The following is a 19,352-nucleotide window of genomic DNA, read 5'->3' as shown; positions in this document are numbered from 1 at the left end:
GGTTGTTAATTATACTGACAATGGTTTAGACGAAACAACCAATATCAACCTAACAACAACTGCAAAGTTTATTATTTTTAGGTATGAGTGAATTTAAGTTACAGCTGTTTCATTATTTCTTCCTAGTATTTCATACCATACTGATTCTGTTTAATGTATTCGGGTGGATTTGGAAAAAAACAAGAAAACTGAATTTCATTACCTTAATATTTACCTTGTTTTCATGGATAGTTTTAGGAATCTGGAAAGGTTTCGGGTACTGTCCGATAACCGATTGGCACTATGATATACTTTATAAAATGGGAGAAACAAATCTTCCTAAAAGTTATATTGCTTATTTAGTTTACAGAATTTCGGGTTGGTTGCCTGATGGTAATTTGGTTGATATTTGTACTATTGCTGGTATCTCATTTGCTGTCATAGCATCTGTTTATGCTAACTTTTTAAAAAAAATGGGTAAGCAGGTAGGGTAAATTAATTTTCAGTTGTTTTATATATATACGACCCCAAATCGTAAATTACTTTGAATTAGCCTACAACGTATTGTTATGGATACGACACAAAAAAGCTCATGATTTTTAAATCATGAGCTTTTTTACTTTTTATAATGGTTCCGTGTATTATTCATTAGCTTTTGTAAATGAAAGAGCCATGATATTAAAGTCGGAGTTATTTTCTTTATTACCACTTTCATTATCATAACTGTTTACATTTTTAGGGTCGCCTTCACCATAACCAAATCCGGTTGCTTCAATTATAATTTTAAACAGCGGTTGATCGGCATTTAGATCAAAAGGATATTGACCATAACCACCAATTTTGACTTCAGGGCCTAAATTGCTTTCATCGGGTCCAAGTACACCTTCTGCTATTTTTACTCCATTTGCATCGAATCCTGACCATTTTCCTGTTTCGTCATCGTCGCCAATACCTTCATTAAGTCCCATCATACCAACTGTGATCACAACATTATTTACGCCAGACACGAAGGTGATTTCCAATACTTCACTTGCATTTACTTCTTCACCTTGGTACATTTTATAAAAATCTATTTGATCCCAGCGAGCACCCTTAATCCCGAATCCTTTGTCTTGAAATTGGGTGTCATATACTATTTGCGCAGGGCTACCGTCAATTTTAAAGGCATTTAAAGTCACAAAATCACCCCATTGTTGTGCTCCGCTTTGGTCAACGAGATATTCTGGTTTTGCCTCTAAATTAATTGCTGTTTGATTTTCGTCATTTCCGGCATTATTACTATTGCCATCGTTGTTGTCCCCGTTGTCGTTTCCCCCATCATTTGGGTCATTGTTGTCAACAGCCTCCTCTTGCGAATCTTCTGTTGGACCAGTATCTTCTTCTGAACAGCTTATCGAAAAGTGGAGTAGTAGCACAAATAGGCTAATAATGTAGGTGTTGGTTTTCGTCATAACAAAATTGGGTTTTATAATGATACAACGGAACCGTCCTGTTTTATAGTATATTACGTTAGCTTATACTATCAACAAATGCTAAAGCTTCTTCCCAAGTATTTGCCCTTGGAAAACCATTTTCATTTATGTTATGGGGTGATGTAAAAAGTAGTGAATGGCCTTTGAAAGCTTTAAGGTTATATGCTCTGTCGTCTATAAGTAAATCGCCGTCCAGTATGAACTTATTTCCACATAAAATGCGATTTTTCCAATGAATAAATGGAAAATATTCATCTAACCAGTCCGACTTTTCTCTTAACGAATTGGGAAATTCCATTGCCGCTGAAGCAATATAAACCTCATGGTTTTGGCAAAGTTGTTCAAGAGCCTTTTGGCTACCTTCAATAGGTTTAAAGCTTCTGAAAAAGCCATCGGTATACAGGTATTTTCGCATTTGTTTTTTACGCTCTTGCGGAATAATCTCCCAAGCTTCAGCACCTTTAAAATCTTCGATGGTAAGCTGTTCATTAAAATCTGCATTGTAATTAGTGATAAATGCTTCATAAGCATCTGCAATCACTTCATCCATATCAATAAAAATGATCATAAAATTGGTTTTTACCAGATGAAGATACCTAATGATGACATTAAAATTTAAGTATAAGAATGAAATTTGTATCAAATTTCACCTGTTTATAGACTGGTTTTGAGCATTTAATGCATGTTTCCAAATAATTAAATAACAGATTTATAGTAATTTATTGGATATTTAGATGCATCTTTGTAACATAATTAATTTAATATTTTACCATGAGTAAAGGAACAGTAAAATTCTTTAATGATACCAAAGGTTTTGGTTTTATCGTTGAAGAAGGATCTGGAAAAGAGCATTTCGTTCACATTTCTGGATTAATCGACGAGATTCGCGAAGGCGATGAAGTTGAATTCGATTTAAAAGAAGGCAAAAAAGGATTAAACGCAGTAAACGTAAAAGTACTATAATATATACTTTCAGTCTTTAAGAAACAAAGCCCTAACGATACCGTCAGGGCTTTTTTATTGTTAAGATCCCTATAACAGAATAGAGAGGTTGATATTTTCTGAAATACGTTAGTCTTATTTATTATTCACCAACTCCATTAGGTCAACATCATTACCCAATAAAATCTCGTTTGGGTTAATTCGATTTTCTTCTTTTCCATTTTCCAGTTTCAGTACACCACGTGGACATACGGCAGAACAAATACCGCAGCCTACACAGCTAGAACGTACTATGTTTTCTCCTTTTTGTGCATATGAGCGAACATCGATTCCCATTTCACAATAGGTACTACAATTACCACATGAAATGCATTGACCACCGTTGGTGGAAATTCTAAACCTGGAGAACAGGCGTTGTTGCATTCCTAACATTGCCGCCATTGGACAACCAAAACGACACCATGAACGGTTTCCTAAAATAGGATAGAAACCAGTACCAATAACTCCTGAAAATACAGAACCGATTAAAAAACCATATGTTTTTTGTAGTTTGTAATGTGGGATATTAAACAAGTGCTTAGCATCCATAAAATGGTTCATCAATAACATGCCGCCAATAATGACAATTATAGATATAGCGGTGTACTTAGCATCTTTATCAAATGCCTTTCTTTTAAAATAAAATAATACCGCCAGGGTTAAAGCGAATATGGTAACTACAAAGTAGGTGAAAAAAGACTGTGAAGGTACCCCGTAAGAAACCTCATTCGCGCTAGTTAAAAATCCCCATCTAAGATTACTCAATGCTAAAAGTCCAATAAGACCAGCAATGATCTTTGTGCTTTTTTTGGCAGCTAAAATGACAACACCAGCCATGATTGCGACCACAACAATTGATAACGCTAGTATTAATTGATTTTTTTCAATCATGATAGCACTGTTTTTTCCTAAAAAGCTGTAAACCGTAGCAACTGTCATTAAAATCGCAAACACCAAAACAACGTGAATAGACCAACGCTCGAATTTCCAAGCACTCATTTTTTTACTTGATAGCTGACGGAAAGAATCTCCGGCAGTTTCTGCGAGACCTCCACAACCGCAAACCCAGCTACAATACCAGCGTTTTCCGTAAAAGTAGGTTAATATTGGACTAATGATGAATATGGTGACAACACCAAATATTAACATGGCTAGACCTATAGTTCCAGCATTTAAAAGCCCTTTTATATTCCAATCATAAAAAAGGTAATAATTAAGTGGCCACATGTTTTTAAGATCATAAAACGGAATAGCACCGTTGCCCCCATTATTTAATCCACTCATTATTTCCGGAATTAGAAATGCAAAACCTAACTGGAAAAACATTACAGAGATAGTTCGTACTATTTGGTATCGATTATGACGGTATTTTAAAATAAATTTATAACCAAAGGCCAAAATTGCTACGGTGTATAATGTTCCATATACAAACCATTGACTAGCAGCTTGCCCTTTTAAAACCATACTCAAGGGATCGAATAAGGCCACGACCCCCGAGTTAGCTTTGCCATCACTACCCAAACCTAGATACGAAGGATAGAAATAAAGAATAATATAAAAAGTGGTCAAAATTACACCCGTAGCCCAGCCCCAGAAACCGCGACTAGAAATGCTTTTTTGCCATACTTGATTGTTTTTTATGCCTTCAGGGTGGCCTCTGTAAAGATCATACGCGTAGCCTACAATGCCGCCTGACAATAATAGAATACCAATGGTCAAAAAGGTTCCACTATTTGGAAGGGTATAATTAAAAACACCCAGCATTAGAATAAGTAATCCTGTAAGTCCTAGTGCTAGTGCTATTTTTTGAACAGTACTTGTAGCTAACGGATTTGGTGTTGCCAATGACATACTGTAATCTATCTTATTACTCATGATTTTTTTATTGAACGTTCTGTTTGAAACAGCGATTATTTGTAATTAGTTTATTGGATTTATGCGATTTGCAAACTTTGATTAGTAAATGCTTGTAGAATTTCTTTTTCGTGTTTTTTGAAAAATTCTGGATCGAAATTGGCTTCTTTTAGGTTTTCTAAAACGTAGTCAACACTTCGTTCTTCCGTAAGCCATTTGTCAAAAACCTCATGACGCATTCTAATTCCGAAATTGTTGATTCCAATAAATTTTCTAGAATTGATATCGTAGTTTATGGTTATGCATTTTTTTTCGTCTTTATGCATCCAATGAAAGTGTTGCTCACCTTCACGGGGTTTAGAAAATACCCAGCCATAGGTCTGGTACTCTATATCTAAAAATTTAGCGCTGTTAAACCAGTGCCCAGGTTTATATTCCAAGGGGTTACCGCATATGGTTTGCGCTACTGTTTCACCCATCATACGGCCCGTATACCATACTGCTTCAATAGGTCGCCTGTTACCAATTGGCTCATGTTGCTCTGCGCAATCACCAATAGCGTATACATCGGGTGCGCTAGTTTCAAGTAGTCTGTTGACTTTAACACCCCGCCCTAATTCAATACCAGAATCCTTAAGAAAACTAATATTTGGAGATACCCCTGCGGTCAGGCCGACCAGCTGGCAATCAATAATTTCTCCTGTTTCTTGTATTTCTATTGCTTTTACTCGACCATTATCGTCAGGGATAATTTGTTTTAAGTTAGAAGCTAAACGAAGATCAATATGATGTTCAAGGATATGCTTGTTAATCATTTCTGATTCCCCATCCGGAAGTACACCGTTCCAAAAACTTTTTTCTCTAACCAAAAAGGTAACCGGAATGTTTCGACTTCGCAACATCTCCGCTAGCTCGATTCCAATTAATCCTCCTCCAACAATGACCGCTCTATTGATTGCTTTGGTATTTTGCTCTAGTAAATCAAGATCTTGTTTTGAATACAATCCTTGTACACCTTGCAGATCTTGACCGGGCCAACCAAATTTATTGGGTTTAGATCCGGTAGCGATAATCAACTTATCATATTGGATAGTAGTATAATTATCAAGTAGAAGTTCCTTTTTGTCTGTATCAACTTTGTTCACATAACCACGTCTAAGATTGATTTGGTTTTTCTCCCAGAAGTAATCTTCATACGGCTTAATATGATCAAATTGCATATGACCCATGTATACATACATTAGGGCGGTACGTGAAAAGAAATGGTCTGTTTCTGCTGAAATGACAGTGATGGTTTTATCGGATAATTTTCTGATATGTCTTGCGGCAGAGATACCTGATATACCATTACCGATAATGACAATATGTTCCATATTAGTTGGTTTGTGTTTGATTAGTAAAGAGGCTAACCATAGTTTGATGCACCTTGTGTCGAAACTAAAGATAAGAACTTTACGTTTGACCTAACTATTTAGAAGAATTTTAAATAAAGCCCGTAAGTGTAAGGAAATCAACTTGATTACGAGCAGGTTCGTAATTACTGTGGAAAAGCGTTTTTTCTAAAAATAGTTAATTTTTTTTGTAAGTCGATTGGGGTAAGCTTCGACATAGCTGTTGTTGAAAAAATGAAAAGCAATCAAAATGAAATCATATAAACTTTTAATAATAGCAATGCTGGTAAGCACCTTTGGCATCGCTCAAAATATAGATACGTTTTTTACTAAGGCAGATACCTTCTTTGGTAAACATGTAACAAATGGCAAAGTAAATTATAAGGCAATCAAAGCGAACCCTGAAGGATTGAATGAGCTTGTCGAGCTTGCAAAAGAGATCACAGTAAGTAAAAGTGATGCAAAAACGTACCAGGCTTTTTGGATTAACGGTTATAACCTATCCGTTATCAACGGCATCGTAAAAAAGTATCCAACAAAATCACCATTAAATATTAAGGGCTTTTTCGATAAGACTAAACACGATATAGGAGGTAAACAGATTACTTTAAATGATATTGAAAATAAATTACTACGGGCTAATTTTAAGTCGGAAGCACGTTTTCATTTTGTATTGGTATGCGCCGGTTTAGGCTGCCCTCCAATAATTAACGAAGCGTATACTCCTTCGAATTTGGAAGCGCAACTACAACGCCAAACAGAGATCGCTTTAAATAACCCTGCATTTATAAAAGTTAAAGGAAAGAAGGTGCAGTTATCACAAATATTTGAGTGGTATAAAGGCGACTTTACTCAAAACGGATCAGAGGTAGATTACATTAACAAGTTTAGAAAAGTACCAATAGATGCAAAGGCTAAGGTTTCATACTATCCTTATGATTGGAAACTGAACGATATTAAATAAAAATCAATTAAAATACTATATAAACAACCACTGCCCCAGTTGAAAATTAGACTAGGGAAAGGTAAATACAATTAAAAATGAAACGATTACATAAAATACTAGCACTAGGTTTACTATTAGCAACCTCATTTGCCTTTGGACAGGATGATGACGATAATCAAGGTTCTGTTATTCAAACACTTACACCTTCAAAGCTTATTGCAAAAGGACAATACGATATCAAATGGTTTAATAACCTATATACCGAAACTAAAGATCTTTTCGGTCCAAACGGATCAGAAAGAGATATTGCAAGAAATACATTTTTCACTTCTACGGTAGAAGCCTATACAGGAGTTTCGGAAAACAAAAGAGTGAATTTAGGGTTGATCCTAGAGTTCCGATCTAACGTAATTGGCGGTCGAGACGCATTGGATGTATTTAAATTTGATGGTGAGTCTGGAAGTGCTCGTAGTGGGTTTACTTCAATCGCGCCCTCAATAAAGTTTGTGCCCTTCAAAAATGTGGGTAATTTCTCAATTCAGTCTTCACTGTTCATTCCTTTAGTTGATCAAGAAACAGAAGATGGGTTGGTTGATTTAAATACAGGTGTGACTCAAAGAAATGCTGTTTTTCTAGATCAGAATGGTTGGATTTGGCAAAATCGTTTTTTCTATGATTATACTTTTCCAGGGAACAAGTGGCAGATTTTTTCTGAGATTAACTCAGAATTCAATTTTGGTAATGAGGCTGAAGGTGATGCAAATGGAAATACCATTGAAGGAAGTTTTGCAAATAATAGTTTGCGTTTAACTCCGGGGGTGTTTTTAAGCTACTTTCCAAGTTCAAAGTTTACCGTATTAGGTCTGGTGCAGCATTCACAACTTATTGACTTAGGTAATGACTTTTCACAAGACTTTACAGCCGTTGGTGGCGGTGCTAAATACCAGCTTACCAACGAGCTAAATGTTGAAGCCTTATACACAAATTTTGTGAGAGGTAATGATACAGGATTGGGTCAAACCTTCAACTTAGGACTAAGAGCCGTTTTCTAGAGAAAAGTATGAATTAGCTGGCGGGATAGTATATGAAATAACATAGGCTGTCCTGCTTTTTTTTGGATTATTATGAAGAGATTAGTTTTTATAATGATGCTGTTTTGTGTAGCAATTACTGAGGCTCAGGAGTCAAGCATCACTACAATAAATATTGAAGGATTAAAACGAACCGATGAAGGTTTTCTTAGGCGATTAATAAAGGTGAAGCCTAAATCTGTCTATGATTCAGTAAAGATTGCAACTGATGTTGAGAAGCTGAATCGACTTCCAGGTATAGCAAAAGCTACTTCTAAGCTTGAAAAAGATGCAAGTGGGAATTACGAGCTTACCTACAACATTGTCGAGGCTTTTACAATTATTCCTGGGGTGCGAATTGCAACAGATAACAATGATGAATTCTCATATCGATTATCGGCATTCGAATTTAATTTGTTCGGAAAAAATCAATTGATTGGCGGGTTTTATCAAAACGACGAGTTCGATTCATACGGTTTCTTTTGGGAGGCACCATACCTTTTTACAAACAAGTTTGGTTTTGGCATTAACTATCAAAATAATGTCAATCAAGAACCGGTATTTTTTCCTGAACAGGAGTTAAATTATCGATTTGATAGCAAAGCTTTTGAAGCGTTGTTTACCTACGAATTCAATTTTTATCACAATGCACAGATAGGAGCAATTATTTCAAAAGAAGAGTACTCCTTTTTGCCCGAACAAAGTGAAGGTGATCTTCCTGCTGATAAACCTGCTAATCTAAGTGCTGATAGAATTACATTTCGTGGCGAATATGAATATAACGACATCGACATCGATTATCAGTATGTTTCCGGTTTTAGAAACTTACTGGATATTCGGTTTGTTTCAGGTGATGAAAGCGAGGCCTTTTTAGATAGCTTTTTCATAGGCCGGAATGATTTTGAATATTTTCAACGAGTGGGAGAAAGAGGAAATTGGGCCAACCGACTGCGAGTTGCTTATGCATCAAATAACGATAACCCCTTTGCACCATTTACGCTTGATAATCAGCTAAATATTCGTGGGGTGGGTAATACTGTCGATCGAGGTACGGCGGCACTTACATTAAATACTGAATACCGACATACGTTTATCGAAAAGGGTTGGTTCGTGCTACAGGGTAATGCTTTCGTAGATGCAGGAACATGGCGGAATCCGGGAGAGGATTTTTCACAATTGTTTGATGGCACTTCTACCAGATTGTATCCAGGTTTGGGTATTCGATTTATTCATAAACGCATTTTTAATGCGGTATTTCGGTTAGATTATGGTTTTGGTGTTGGTAACGATGCGACACAAGGATTGGTTTTTGGTATTGGGCAATATTTTTAAATCAGCTCAATGCGTTTTAACACATATTTAAAAGGGATTTTTAAAATGGATGCTAAATTAGCATCATGCGCAAAACTATTCTTATTCTGTTTATGGTGTTTCATGTAACCGGTTGTGAAGCACAAAAAGTAAAATTGAATGGCATTAGCTTCGTTGGAGGTAGCGATGTTGTTACTAAAAAACAGATACAACCGGTGCTTGATGTCAATGCCAATGCTGTTTGCTTAATGCCCTTTGGTTTTATGAAAAACATTAATGCGACGGATATTCGTTTTAATGTTGAAAGACAGTGGTGGGGAGAACGACGTGTCGGAGTAAAAAAAACTGCCCAATTGTACCAAGCTGAAGGTGTAAAGATCATGATCAAACCCCAAATATGGGTTTGGAATGGGGAATTTACAGGAACAATTGTCATGAATACGGAAGAAGATTGGCAAAAATTCGAAAAATCATATTCAGCATTTATCCTAGAGTATGCCGATCTGGCGGCTGAGATCGACGCCGATATTTTATGTATTGGTACCGAATTAAATAAATTTGTTAGTGCCCGACCGAAATTTTGGAGCAATTTAATCGACAAAGTAAGAAGTATCTACAAAGGGAAGCTAACCTATGCTGAAAATTGGGATACTTTTGATAAGGTTTCTTTTTGGAATAAAGTAGATTTTATAGGAGTAGATGCATATTTTCCATTATGTCCAAATCCTACACCGACCATTGAAACTTTAAAGGCTGGTTGGAAAAACCATAAACCCAAAATTAAAGCCCTGTATGAAAAAGTAAAGAAACCGGTTTTATTTACTGAATATGGATATAGAAGTGTTGATTATTCAGGGAAAAGACCATGGGATTTTAGTCGGGAAATGAAGAAAGTAAATCTGGTAGCCCAAGAAAACGGACTTAAAGCAATTTACGATGAGTTTTGGTCAGAAGATTGGTTTGCCGGAGGGTTTTTATGGAAATGGTTTGACAAGCATGACAGAGTGGGCGGAATTGAAAACGCTCAGTTTACACCACAAAATAAACCGGCTGAAGAGCTGATACGAAAATTTTATAAAAACAGTGCATATTAAGAAATTAGTCATTATCGTCATTTTAGTACTTTGGGGTTGTAGTCCTGATGTTGAGGTTACTTTTGACAATTTAGCGGCTGATATTGAGGCATCTGGATTGACTGTTCAAAGAGATAATGTCATTGCATGTGCTGCCAGTAGTCCTGATGATTCTAATGAAATACTGATCTTTTTCTATCCGCGCCCCGGTGCTCAGAACTTTAAACTATACGGTTCTATTGACACCAATCTTGATAAAAACGACTTTAATAATTATCAATTTATTGCTAATCAATCGAACGATGTATTCGGGGGATCACTTCAAAATTTTATTCTAGACATCAATGAGGAGGTTTGGGTGATCGTTAGTTTTGAAGAGAATGGAGAAATCCATACGTCAACCCCCATTCGTCTTAAACAAAATAACAAACCAACTTTGTGGACCGATCAGATAGCAATTGATCAATCGGCGACCCTAATGCCAATTTTTAGCTGGGAGGAACAAGAAGATACCGCTATTTATTTTCAAGTGGTTTCTGATGCTGCTGATGATTTTATTTCGGGTACATATACTAATGACACCTTTTTTCAATATTATAAGCTAAACAATGTTGTACTAAATGTAACTCAAGGTTCGCCGCCAGATTTGGTAGCTGACGATATCTATAATATTACAGTAATGGCTGTAAGTATCGATAATTGGGTAAACACAGTATTTCAAGATGCTTTTATAGCAGAATAATGAAACTAACCTTTGCCGCCTTTCTTTTCTTTCTTGCTTGCACGACAATGGTAGCACAGGAATATCAGGTAAAACAAATTCTTATCGAAGGAAATAAGAAGACAAAAACAAGCTTTATTAAGAAATTAATAAAGCTTAAAGAAGGTGCTGTTCTTGATTCTGTTTTATTAGAAAATGATATTTTGAAGCTGCGCAGACTCGACGGTATTGCCCATGCAACTTACAGGGTGAATACCAATGAAAATGATTATACTGTGACCTACGAAATCAGCGAAAACTTTACAATCATACCCAGTATTAATCTTTGGACGGTTAATGAAGGTGATGTTGCTTATAAGATTGGCTTATCTGACTTTAATTTTTTAGGTAGAAATATTACCATTGGCGGATTTTACCAGAACAACGGCTTCGATGGTTATGGAGTTAATTTTAGGGCTCCTTACTTGTTTTCCAATAAATTGGGGTTAGAAATCAATCATCAAAACTGGACGAGTAGAGAACCACTATTTTTTAATAACCAAACAGCTCAATATAAATATTCTAATAAGTCTTTTGAAACATTGGGGACCTACGAAATTAACTTTCAGAATAATTTGAAGTTGGGGATCAACTATTTTTCGGAAGATTTTCAATACCTCGAAGGTGCTACAGATCCTTCCGTACCGCGAGCGCTGAAGGTTAAAAAGTGGATGTTGAAAGCCAATTATGAATACAACAATGTCAAGTACGATTATTATTTCTTATCAGGAATTAAAAACAGAACCTACTTGCAATTTGTAACCTCAGAAAATCAGTTTCAAAATGATTTTGCAATTGGTTGGAATGATTTCTTTTACTATGCTCGCGTGGGCGAAAAAGGGAATTGGGCTAACCGCTTTCGATTTGGCTTAGCTAGTAATGAAGACACACCTTTTGCCCCTTTTTCTGTTGATAATAACTTAAATATTAGAGGAGTGGGTAATATTATTGACAGGGGGACAGCTTCTTTGGTGTTTAACACCGAATATCGACATACCCTTATTGAAAAAGGGTGGTTTGTCTTACAAGGTAACGCTTTCGTTGATGCCGGAACCTGGCGAAATCCCGGCGGACAATTGAGCGATTTTTGGGATTCTGATAATTTTAGGTTATTCCCCGGTCTAGGCCTTCGGTTTATTCATAAGCGAATTTATAACGCCATTTTTAGAATTGATTACGGTTATGGTATCTTAAATGATGATACTCGTGGAATCGTATTTGGTATCGGACAATATTTCTAATTTTCAAAGTTTATCGTTCCCTTTAAAGCGAATTCATCAGCAATGGCATTTTGCTTTAAGCTTTTGAAAAAACTCGGTGAATTATATTTTATATTGTAAGTTGTTCTGTCCATTTTGTGATCAAATGATAGCTTGATGGTATTACCATTTTGAGTTAGTACAGCTTTAATATTTTCCTCGTTCGTTTTGTTCTTAATGGTCATCATACCATTTAGCGTAATAGTTTTACCGCCTATGTCAACTGGTTTAACCAGTTTGAAGACCGCCTTCTTGTATTGGTTAACATCAAAAAAATCGGCACTTCGTAAATGTGATTTCAAATCGCTATTATCATGATCTAAGCTTTTCATATTAACGATAATTTCAAGTTTTGTGATCATGTTATCTGTTATTTGAATGGTTCCTTTTTCCAAAGTTAATGTGCCCGTTAATGAGTACGCTTTAAAGGCAGCTTTTCCTGTCCACTCGACTTGTTGTTTCTTATTTTTAAGATTGAATTTTTGTGCATTACAATTCACACTAAGCATCAATGCTATCAGGGTAATTATTAAATATTTCATTTGCTATTTGTTTAAAAGATTATTCGTGGTGTTTATCGTTTCGTAACCGCAAACAGTTTTTCCGGTACTGTCTTTTCCTATAAAGTACCACATGGCCCAACCGCCAAATAGGTTATTATCAACCCGCCAGTTTTTGACCCATGTATAGGGCTCGGCTTGTTTCATTTTTTGCTTTTTTGTTCCGAAAGTTTTGTCTAATTCCTTTAAAGGATATGATTTTCTAAGATTCCATTTCCCATCATAGAATAAATAAGCCCCATATTCCGAAATGGTAATATCACTTTGTTTACACAAAATAGAAGTCATATGTTTCCAATAGTAGGTATTATCGATCTTGATAGGATCGTTTTGTTTTGGAAAATGAATAACCTCTATGGCTCTTTCTAAACCTTCCAGTTTATTAGGCAAGGTTTCATTTCCTGTTGGTCCTGTCCAGTCACGTTGTGCATTTAGGGTAATACTAAATACGGCTGATATTATGACGATTAATACTCTCATTATTTTGAATGTTTAGTTGCGGTCCATACGGCCAAGAAGTCCTTTTTTAAAGAGTGTGTGCTACCATGCAATACGCCATCTTTCAAATAAAAACTTGTGTTGTAGTCTCCACTATTGTCACCTGAAACTAATGCACCGTAAACAATCCCTAGTTGGGTATTGATTCGTGCTTCTGTAATAGGTACGCCTTCTCTGTAAAAAATACCTGTAAACGAGTTTTCTTTTACTGTTTCGATTCGCATTACGGCAAAATTGTTATCAGTTTTGTCTTGTGGACTCATATCAAGTTTCCAGGTGCCAACCAATTGGGAAGTATCTGCTTTAGTTTGCGCATTTGCAGAAGTAGTAATCCCGAAAATAACTACAATGACTATTAGTAATGACTGTTTCATTTTTTTAGAATTTAAAATTGATACTGCAAAGATGAAGCGAAGAAGTCTACCAGTCGTTTCAATCAAAAAAATGAGACCTTTTTGATACGTACTATAGGTTTCAATTAAGAAAATGAGATCTTTAAATGGCTGATTTTAGAGAGCTTGGAGATTTACCTGTAATTTTTTTAACCGCACGATTAAATGATGCCTTTGAATTAAACCCTACTTCAAAAGCAAGACTTAACAATGTAAATTGATCGTTTGAAGGGTCGCCTAAAAGCAATTTAAGCTCTTCAATGCGATATTCATTTACATAATCACTGAACTTTTTATTAAATAATTGATTTAAGCATTGTGTAAGTAAATAGGGTTTGGTATCGAGTCGTTCAGCTAGGGTTGATAGATTCAAATTGGCATCTTTATACAATTTGTCTTGAGTCATTGCGCTGTTGAGTCTTTTGGCAATGGCGTCTAGCTGCTCTTTTTTATCCTCTGACAGCTCTTTTTTGATAGTGATACCAGAAATATCTTTTCGGCGATATCCTTCTACACCTAACCAATAGGTTAAAATAGAAATACCAATAAAGAAGGGATAGAAATAAAATCGGGTAAAATAAAAATACATTCTTATTCCGTCTTTTAACACATTCACTACAAAATCGACTATTAGCACAATCAACATAAGTGCAAAGAAAATCTTCAAGGCTAACGCGATTTTTTTGATCCATTTTACGCGAGCAGGGTCAATTTCATAAACAGAAATATTAGTGCTCAGAATTTTTTCCGCCCTGATGGTGTACAGTATAATCATGATAGAAGCAACGACATAGATGGTTGAGTTGTTCATCCATACCATATAACCGTAATAGCCTAACCACGATAAACTTTCACGTGTACCATCCCAATATAAGTTTTGTAGGCGTACAAAAATGCTGAATCCAATTTGGATCACTAGCGGTATAAAATGAATAAGATGGTTGTTTTTTAGTTTGAAATTTGGTGTCACTAAGGCCTTAATGTAAAAATAAATGAGGGGTCCAATAACCCAGCTGAGGTCAATTGTAAAGTAATACCAGGTATCATAATGCCCTAAGCCAAACAGTCTAATAATTTGAACTAAAAGTCGGTACGACAATAAAAATAGTATAGCAGCTAGAAATCGATTTGCTTGTTTATTGCTGCCACTGCTTCGAAGTAAGCTGATGCCAAAAACAATTCCTTGAACTGCCCCAACGGCCAACAAAATGACAATTAAGGTTTCAACTGTACTCATTTAAAATTCCTGATTGACGATTTGTTGATGAATATACTAAACTTTCAGAAATGATGATTTTAACCAGCTATGTTTTGTTTGTAGTATTGGTATAATTTATCAGGAGAAGCACCAAAGAACTTTTTTAAATGTATGACTGTAAAGTGGTATTGAAGGCGCCAAGTACCATTGGTATCGTAACGTCGTGAGGATGTAGTCACATAATCAGGAATTACTGTAAATTCCCCTTTATCGTACAAACGGCCTATAAACTCGGAATCCTCATAAATAATGTAGTCTTCATTGAAGCCGTTAAGTGCTTTAAAAAGTGACCTAGTAATAAACAGTGATTGATCACCACCGCGACAACCTCTTAGATTAAATCGGGTAAACCACTGGCTAAATTTAAGTACAGGATGATTTTTATCGAATTTCATGCGAAAACAGCCGGCGCTCGCATTTTCGTTTGCTGCCTCGATAATCGCTTGATCAAAATTTACAGGAGGCAGCGAATCGGCATGCAAAAAGTATAATAGTGATCCTTTAGCTTCATTGGCTCCAATGTTCATTTGGCGGGCTCTCCCTTTTTCTGAAGGTATTATGCGAATGTCACATAGTACACTAGCGAGATCTTCTTTTTTTGTATTGGTCCATTGCGATTTGAAGTTTTGCACGACCTGTTCAGACCCGTCGGTGCTCCCTCCATCCACAATTAATATTTCTTCGATATTTCTAGGAGAAGAATTCGCTAATAAATATTCGAGAAGCCGAACAATATTTTCGGCTTCATTAAGTATGGGGATAATGATTGATATCTTATTCATTTAAATTCCAATCGTAATCTTTATAACTAACTTTCGCCTTATCGGCAATGACGATTTCAGAATATTTATTTAGAAAATCTATCAAGTTTCCATCTTTTTTAAAGTCTTTGTTAAACCATTTAAAGATCTTAGAGACCTTAAGTTGATTAGTGGTTATCTCATTTCTAGAAGTATCTTGTAAAAAGCCTTTAGTCGCTTTTACAAGTTGGTCTTCTAATCTATCTGCAACGAAAGCTTCGTTAAATAGTTGAGGACATGAAACTGATGCACAGTTAATGGCAAAATGAATACGAGGTTCATCCATTTTTCGAAGAATTTGATGTTCGATCTCGTTGAGATTGTACCATTTTTTGCCTAATTTGAAGAATCGCGTTCCCCAAGGATCTTTAATATCCTTTATACTTTTTGTTGGATAGTTGTCGATAATTAGTTTAATGGTAAATGCATTGTATGCATTAATCCAATAAGCTAAAACATCTTCTCGTTTCCAGTCTTCTTTCGGCATATTAGTTGACAATGCCGTTAGGTAAGTCTTTAACTTCGTCCGATCTGCTTTGAAAGCTTTGTAGTCCACATTTCCCTTATCAGAAACATGCTTCTTAAGTAGTTCATCAAAAACGTCATGGTCAAAAGCGGTTTCAATTGCTTCAAGTGTTGTTTCAGTCACTTCAATATCGTTGTCTTCCGGCATTTCTTCTACTACTTCTTCAACAACTTCTTCGCTCATTTGACTTTTCGTTATTTTGTCTGATATTTTTCCAACCAACTCTTTAAAGCGCATAAGCTGTTCCACTTTTGCCACATTTCCTAGTTGTTTGTACGATTCAATTTGCGTATCAACGGAGGCAAAAATGGAATCTCTTTTTTTAATGTTGTCCGGCAATAGTTCTTTTTCTATTGCTTTTTCCATTGGAAGATCGATGTTTCTTTGAAAAATATCTAGAACTTTAATATTGTTTTCAAGTCCACGAGGATTAGGTTCTACCTTTGGACCACTTTGAGTTTTTTCTTGAGTGGATTCAATCGTAGGTTCGTTAGTTTGTTCAGCAACTTTCTTACTACTTCCGCAAGCAGTAACTATTAAGGCTAAAAAGAGTATTTGGGTAATTCTCATTTCAATTTCATTTTTTCGTTCAGTCTGCTTGAATAAATCATCCTTACAATTTGCATCACTACAATAAGTACGTAAATTACGTTGGGAAGGTTCAATTATTTATTCAGTTAAAGTAAAACTATCTTGAAATTATCAACATGGAAGGCTAACGGAGCCCATTTTAATTATAAGAAGTATTCAATTTTTTATCAAGAATCTACTCCAAAGAAAGAAGTGTTATTATTACTTCATGGTTTTCCTACGGCTAGTTGGGATTGGAATACTGTTTGGGAGTCTTTATCAGAGAAATTTCATTTAATTGCCCCCGATTATATAGGGTTTGGGTTTTCTGATAAACCTAAAAATTACCACTACACCATAGGAGATCAAGCCGACCTTGTTGAGGAGCTTCTAGCCACAAAGGACATTAAGAGAGTGCATGTTTTGGCGCATGATTTTGGCGATACTGTATTGCAGGAGTTGTTGGCTAGGTACATTGATCGAATCAATACGAATGAAAGCGGATTAGAAATACAATCAGTAAGTTTATTAAATGGAGGTATTATTGCAGGGGTGCATAGACCGCTTCCTATTCAAAAAGCATTAATGAGTCCATTCGGGTTATTGATTACACCGTTCTTAAATAAAGGAAAACTTAGGAAGTCTTTTCAAAATATCTTCGGGGACAACACACAGCCAACCGAAGAAGAGATTGAAGAATTTTACAGTTTGATCGAATTTAATAAGGGAAAATATGTGTTTCATAAGTTGATTCGATATATGGCTGAAAGGGTAAAGCATAAAGATCGTTGGGTGGGAGCTTTGCAGCAATGTCCTGTGCCCTTGCAATTGATCGATGGTAATGCCGACCCGATTTCAGGAGCTCATTTATCAGAAGAAGTTCGCAGACTAATACCAAATTGCGAAGTAGTAGATTTGCCTGAAATAGGACATTATCCACAAACGGAAGCTCCGAAGCAGGTTCTAGAGCATTATTTTAATTTTTATAACAACCATTTCCACGATTAATTATATGGGAAACACCTTTGATTATATCATAATTGGTGCAGGCTCTGCTGGTTGCGTTTTAGCAAACAGACTTTCTAAAGATCCGGCAAATTCAGTTTTACTTATTGAAGCTGGCGGGAAGGACAGCAGTAGTAAAATTCATATTCCTGGTGCATTTGGTGAACTTCACAAAACTAAATTCAATTACGGATTTTATACGGAGCCGCAACCCTTTGTGAATAACAGGAGAATGCATGTTCCCAGAGGGAAGGTGCTAGGAGGTTGCAGCTCGACGAATGCGATGGCTTATGTAAGGGGAAACAAGGAGGATTATAACGATTGGGAGCAATTGGGAAATGAGGGTTGGTCTTATAGTGAGGTACTGCCATATTTTGTTAAATCAGAGCATTTTGATCAAATTGAAAGGGTAGAAAACAGTTTTCATCAGCAAGGGGGCGAGCTGCATATTAGTTTTCCCAAGAAATATAAGAGTCCGTTTTCAAAAGCTTTTGTAAAGGCAGCACAGAAATCAGGTATTCCGTATAATGCTGACTATAACGGTAAAAACCAAGTTGGGGTTGGAGACTTTCAAATGAACATAAATAATGGGAGACGTTGGAGCACCGCTCAAGGTTTTCTAAAGCCGGTGTTATCAAGGCCTAATTTAAAGGTGATTACTAACGCTCAGGTTTCTCGTTTGCTAATCAAAAATGATGAGGCTACCGGTGTTGAATATATGTATAAACGGATTACTCATAAAGTAACAGCAAACAAAGAAGTAATTCTTTCAGCAGGTGCTATCAATTCACCCCAAATTTTGATGCTTTCAGGTGTTGGTGATAAAGATGAATTGGCTAAGCACAACATTCAATTAAAAAAACAACTACCGGGAGTAGGGAAGAATTTACATGATCATTTGATGTGCTTTGTTAGTTGTCGAGCCAATGAACAAAAGGGCTTAAATCATGTACTAAAACCAATGAACAAGCTAAAAGAGTTAATGAAATATACCTTTAACAAATCAGGGGCTTTGACTATTGGTCCCTTAGAATCGTATGCATTTTTTAATGCAACCAACATAGAGGGTAGGGTCGATTTTCAGTTTCAATTTACTCCATTTCATATGGGGGCAGGTGATGATGCTAATATGTATGATACCAGTACGCTTCCTACTTGGGATGGTTATACAATTTTGCCCTGTTTATTAAAACCCAAAAGTCGAGGTACTATAAGTCTGAGAAGTAATGATCCAGCAGCAGAACCAATAATACAACCTAATTTTTTGAGTGAAGAGGAAGATTTGATGCAGTTAATTAGAGGTAGTAAAAAAGCTATTGAGGTGATGCAGCAGGACGATTTTGCACAACACAATGCCGGATTTTTAGGCATTGATGACCGCAGTAGTGACGATGAAATAGCTGCACATATCAGGAAGTACGTAGAAACTATTTATCACCCTGTTAGCACCTGTAAAATGGGAAATGATGAAATGAGTGTGGTCGATCAGCGATTACGAGTACATGATGTTCACGGTTTAAGAGTAGTAGATGCTTCGATAATGCCAGAAATAACTGCTGGTAATACCAATGCGCCTACCATTATGATTGCTGAAAAAGCAGCAGATATGATTTTAAATGATAACCAATAGGTCTAATTCCGAAACAG

At 36.0% G+C, this 19,352-nt stretch carries 20 protein-coding genes; 10 read left to right on the top strand and 10 right to left on the bottom strand.

What is annotated here, in order from left to right; all coding sequences use genetic code 11:
- The first annotated feature begins 83 nt into the window (after positions 1-83).
- Positions 84-473, top strand: coding sequence for a DUF2784 domain-containing protein (locus ABN763_RS16285; protein WP_410486561.1), 390 nt, complete (start codon positions 84-86; stop codon positions 471-473).
- A gap of 147 nt (positions 474-620) precedes the next feature.
- On the opposite strand, the gene ABN763_RS16280 is transcribed toward ABN763_RS16285, so the two are convergent.
- Both ABN763_RS16280 and ABN763_RS16275 read right to left on the bottom strand, forming a co-directional pair.
- The gene (locus tag ABN763_RS16280; protein ID WP_410486560.1) at positions 621-1,430 is read right to left on the bottom strand and encodes a hypothetical protein; all 810 of its coding nucleotides are present in this window, start codon (positions 1,428-1,430) and stop codon (positions 621-623) included.
- Between the two features lie 58 nt (positions 1,431-1,488).
- The gene (locus ABN763_RS16275) at positions 1,489-2,019 is read right to left on the bottom strand and encodes a 5' nucleotidase, NT5C type (protein ID WP_410486559.1); all 531 of its coding nucleotides are present in this window, start codon (positions 2,017-2,019) and stop codon (positions 1,489-1,491) included.
- 203 nt (positions 2,020-2,222) lie between these two features.
- On the opposite strand from ABN763_RS16275, the gene ABN763_RS16270 reads away from it, so the two are divergent.
- Positions 2,223-2,414 carry a cold-shock protein gene (locus tag ABN763_RS16270; RefSeq protein ID WP_410486558.1) on the top strand — a complete coding sequence of 64 codons (192 nt, stop codon included), beginning with the start codon at positions 2,223-2,225 and terminating at the stop codon, positions 2,412-2,414.
- A gap of 114 nt (positions 2,415-2,528) precedes the next feature.
- On the opposite strand, the gene ABN763_RS16265 is transcribed toward ABN763_RS16270, so the two are convergent.
- Together ABN763_RS16265 and ABN763_RS16260 are read right to left on the bottom strand one after the other, a co-directional pair.
- On the bottom strand, positions 2,529-4,307 hold the full coding sequence (locus tag ABN763_RS16265) for a 4Fe-4S binding protein (RefSeq protein ID WP_410486557.1): 1,779 nt from the start codon (positions 4,305-4,307) through the stop codon (positions 2,529-2,531).
- Between the two features lie 59 nt (positions 4,308-4,366).
- Positions 4,367-5,659 (bottom strand): NAD(P)/FAD-dependent oxidoreductase, encoded by a 1,293-nt coding sequence (locus ABN763_RS16260; RefSeq protein WP_410486556.1) that lies wholly within the window; start codon positions 5,657-5,659, stop codon positions 4,367-4,369.
- Between the two features lie 268 nt (positions 5,660-5,927).
- Between ABN763_RS16260 and ABN763_RS16255 the strand changes: the two genes are divergently transcribed.
- From ABN763_RS16255 to ABN763_RS16230, 6 genes are all read left to right on the top strand, one after another.
- The gene (locus ABN763_RS16255) at positions 5,928-6,641 is read left to right on the top strand and encodes a DUF547 domain-containing protein (protein WP_410486555.1); all 714 of its coding nucleotides are present in this window, start codon (positions 5,928-5,930) and stop codon (positions 6,639-6,641) included.
- A 77-nt stretch (positions 6,642-6,718) separates the two neighbouring features.
- Entirely contained in the window at positions 6,719-7,675 is a 957-nt protein-coding gene (locus tag ABN763_RS16250; protein ID WP_410486554.1) for a hypothetical protein, read from the top strand.
- Between the two features lie 72 nt (positions 7,676-7,747).
- Positions 7,748-9,025 (top strand): POTRA domain-containing protein, encoded by a 1,278-nt coding sequence (locus ABN763_RS16245; protein ID WP_410486553.1) that lies wholly within the window; start codon positions 7,748-7,750, stop codon positions 9,023-9,025.
- 65 nt (positions 9,026-9,090) lie between these two features.
- Positions 9,091-10,098 carry a glycoside hydrolase family 113 gene (locus tag ABN763_RS16240; RefSeq protein ID WP_410486552.1) on the top strand — a complete coding sequence of 336 codons (1,008 nt, stop codon included), beginning with the start codon at positions 9,091-9,093 and terminating at the stop codon, positions 10,096-10,098.
- Complete coding sequence (locus ABN763_RS16235) at positions 10,088-10,819, top strand: hypothetical protein (protein WP_410486551.1); 732 nt, start codon at positions 10,088-10,090, stop codon at positions 10,817-10,819. Before ABN763_RS16240 ends, ABN763_RS16235 begins: the two co-directional genes overlap by 11 nt.
- Positions 10,819-12,078 carry a POTRA domain-containing protein gene (locus ABN763_RS16230; protein WP_410486550.1) on the top strand — a complete coding sequence of 420 codons (1,260 nt, stop codon included), beginning with the start codon at positions 10,819-10,821 and terminating at the stop codon, positions 12,076-12,078. Before ABN763_RS16235 ends, ABN763_RS16230 begins: the two co-directional genes overlap by 1 nt.
- Here the strand turns inward: ABN763_RS16230 and ABN763_RS16225 are convergent.
- From ABN763_RS16225 to ABN763_RS16200, 6 genes are all read right to left on the bottom strand, one after another.
- A complete protein-coding gene (locus ABN763_RS16225) occupies positions 12,075-12,638 on the bottom strand; it encodes a YceI family protein (protein WP_410486549.1) in 564 nt (187 codons plus the stop codon). The genes ABN763_RS16230 and ABN763_RS16225 overlap by 4 nt on opposite strands.
- A 3-nt stretch (positions 12,639-12,641) precedes the next feature.
- On the bottom strand, positions 12,642-13,136 hold the full coding sequence (locus ABN763_RS16220) for a hypothetical protein (protein WP_410486548.1): 495 nt from the start codon (positions 13,134-13,136) through the stop codon (positions 12,642-12,644).
- Positions 13,136-13,528: a hypothetical protein gene (locus tag ABN763_RS16215; RefSeq protein WP_410486547.1), complete on the bottom strand. Its 393-nt coding sequence runs from the start codon at positions 13,526-13,528 to the stop codon at positions 13,136-13,138. Before ABN763_RS16215 ends, ABN763_RS16220 begins: the two co-directional genes overlap by 1 nt.
- Positions 13,529-13,649: 121 nt before the next feature.
- Complete coding sequence (locus ABN763_RS16210; RefSeq protein ID WP_410486546.1) at positions 13,650-14,783, bottom strand: helix-turn-helix domain-containing protein; 1,134 nt, start codon at positions 14,781-14,783, stop codon at positions 13,650-13,652.
- Between the two features lie 59 nt (positions 14,784-14,842).
- A complete protein-coding gene (locus ABN763_RS16205) occupies positions 14,843-15,586 on the bottom strand; it encodes a TIGR04283 family arsenosugar biosynthesis glycosyltransferase (RefSeq protein ID WP_410486545.1) in 744 nt (247 codons plus the stop codon).
- Positions 15,579-16,700: a DUF547 domain-containing protein gene (locus ABN763_RS16200; RefSeq protein WP_410486544.1), complete on the bottom strand. Its 1,122-nt coding sequence runs from the start codon at positions 16,698-16,700 to the stop codon at positions 15,579-15,581. The genes ABN763_RS16205 and ABN763_RS16200 overlap by 8 nt, the downstream gene beginning before the upstream one ends.
- A 123-nt stretch (positions 16,701-16,823) precedes the next feature.
- On the opposite strand from ABN763_RS16200, the gene ABN763_RS16195 reads away from it, so the two are divergent.
- Together ABN763_RS16195 and ABN763_RS16190 are read left to right on the top strand one after the other, a co-directional pair.
- Complete coding sequence (locus tag ABN763_RS16195; protein ID WP_410486543.1) at positions 16,824-17,708, top strand: alpha/beta fold hydrolase; 885 nt, start codon at positions 16,824-16,826, stop codon at positions 17,706-17,708.
- Between the two features lie 4 nt (positions 17,709-17,712).
- Positions 17,713-19,335 (top strand): GMC family oxidoreductase, encoded by a 1,623-nt coding sequence (locus tag ABN763_RS16190; RefSeq protein ID WP_410486542.1) that lies wholly within the window; start codon positions 17,713-17,715, stop codon positions 19,333-19,335.
- The last annotated feature ends 17 nt before the right edge of the window (positions 19,336-19,352 follow it).

Origin of the sequence: Spongiivirga sp. MCCC 1A20706, from assembly GCF_046524175.1 — a bacterium.
Taxonomy (GTDB): domain Bacteria; phylum Bacteroidota; class Bacteroidia; order Flavobacteriales; family Flavobacteriaceae; genus Spongiivirga.
Note: the sequence above shows the minus strand (reverse complement) of the source record. Positions and strands in the feature narration are given on the sequence as shown.